1 protein-coding gene is annotated in these 1,978 nt (G+C 26.7%); it reads right to left on the reverse strand.

The genetic code is table 11. The features are described 5' to 3' along the window. Positions 1-470: 470 nt before the first annotated feature. Positions 471-1,193 carry an N-acetylmuramoyl-L-alanine amidase CwlD gene (gene cwlD, locus BUB36_RS18850; protein WP_073153876.1) on the reverse strand — a complete coding sequence of 241 codons (723 nt, stop codon included), beginning with the start codon at positions 1,191-1,193 and terminating at the stop codon, positions 471-473. Positions 1,194-1,978: the final 785 nt, after the last annotated feature.

A 1,978-nucleotide genomic window follows, 5' to 3' on the forward strand; every position in this document is an offset into this window, starting at 1 on the left:
TTGTTACATCAATAATTCTTAGAGATTTATTCTTGACTTTTCGTAATTAATTTTATGCAACACTAGTGATTTATTATGTAGATAATTTTTCCACAACTTAAATCATCATCATATTTATTTTGCTTATTATATATAGTGGATTTATATATAAACATATACTATATTTATTGTTTAATATAACTTTTCTTGCTTTAGTATAAACCTTGTCCACATATTCATACTAATTAATATATAACATATGGATAACTTTGTGGATAATTCTAGAATTGTATTACATAGCTATTAACTAATGTATAGCTATTTTACAGAAAATGTATCCACAAATTATCCACAAGTTTAATCAAAAATAAACAACTTTAAATATCCATGAATATCAAAGAAAAATGTAGAGAAATTTATTATTTTCTATAGAATTTATAATCCTTTAGAATTGATTATCTTTAAATATAATTTACATGGTAAAGCTTTATTTATATATTCAGCCTATTAAAGTATTTAAGTATTCCTACATAAATGCTCCAAGCTATTTTCTGTTGATAATCTGGATTCTGAAGTAATATTTCTTCTTTAGGGTTTGATAAAAAACCACATTCTACAATTACTGTAGGAACCTTTACATTTTTTAATATGTATACATCATTTTTTGCTTTTGCTTTTCTAGTATTTCCATTATCTAATACTCGTATTAATTCTTCTTGGATAAGTTCTGATGCAAGTTTACTAGCTTCACAATTTGGATTATAAAATGCTTGAGCTCCATAATACTTAGATTCTTGAAAGCTGTTTGAATGAATACTTATCACAAGATCAGCATTGCTTTCATCAAAAAGTCTTTTTCTATTTCGTAGATCTTCGTTTTTCTTCTTTCTTATTGTTCCTCCCTCCGTATATAAACCAACATCTTCATCCCTTGTCATAAGTACTAAACTACCGCTTTCTTCTAAATACTTTCTCAATCTTAAAGATATCTGCAGGTTTATATTACTTTCATGGACCTTTGTTGTTGTTCCTACCATGCCCCCATCTATTCCTCCATGACCAGGATCAATAATGATCACTTTTCTTAAAGTAGGCAATGATGCTGTTTTTACTGCTTTATTATATTTATATATTGAAAATATTCCTACCATAATAAATATTACTAATAAAATAACCCATATAATCCATTTCCGCTTTAATATTATGACTCTCATAATACCCCTTCCCCCTTATAACTCCTAAACTTATATATATATATATGATTTGAGTTGTCTTTTAATACTTAGATAGCTTGAATAGGTATAAATATATAGCTTTGAAACACGGAATTTTATGCATATAAAATTTTCTCAAAAATACTAAAAGACACCGTATGTAAATACGATGTCTCTTTAAGTATATAAAAATTAATTGCCGAGTGACAAACAAGTTTGTTTAAAATGAAACAAGTTTGCTCGTGAAAAGAGTATATTTATACAAATTATAAGCGAATTATGCATATGTGGGATGTTGGATTATAATTTGTTTATATTTTTATATTTATTGATTTTACTAACGTGCGTGGATTTGTGCTAGACTTGGCTTTCTCATATCTTTCTGACTGGAGGGGACTTTTTTGCATAAATAAAAGAGCCCAATTATTTTCCAACTTAACGCTTTCTTTCTTTGATAAGCAAACTTTGTAATTTTGAATCGACTTCTTTGTAAGTCGACAAAAAATAAAATTATGTCTTGCTTCCTCCTAATACTACTTTTTATTTCGAATTAAGTACACTTCTACATCATCTTAATATAGGCTGCAACTAATACTGAAAGTTTTAGTTAGAACTAAGTTATCTTATTCATCACTGGTGTTGCATAAAAAATAAAAACAAAAGTCAAGGAAAAAAAACAGAAATTTAGGTATTTTTTGACAGATAAAATATGATAAGATAAGTGATAAGATAGTCCTTGTTCAAATTTTCTAATGAAAGGACAGAAAGAAAAAATGAACAAGGAT

Source organism: Paramaledivibacter caminithermalis DSM 15212, from assembly GCF_900142245.1.
Classification (GTDB): domain Bacteria; phylum Bacillota; class Clostridia; order Peptostreptococcales; family Caminicellaceae; genus Paramaledivibacter; species Paramaledivibacter caminithermalis.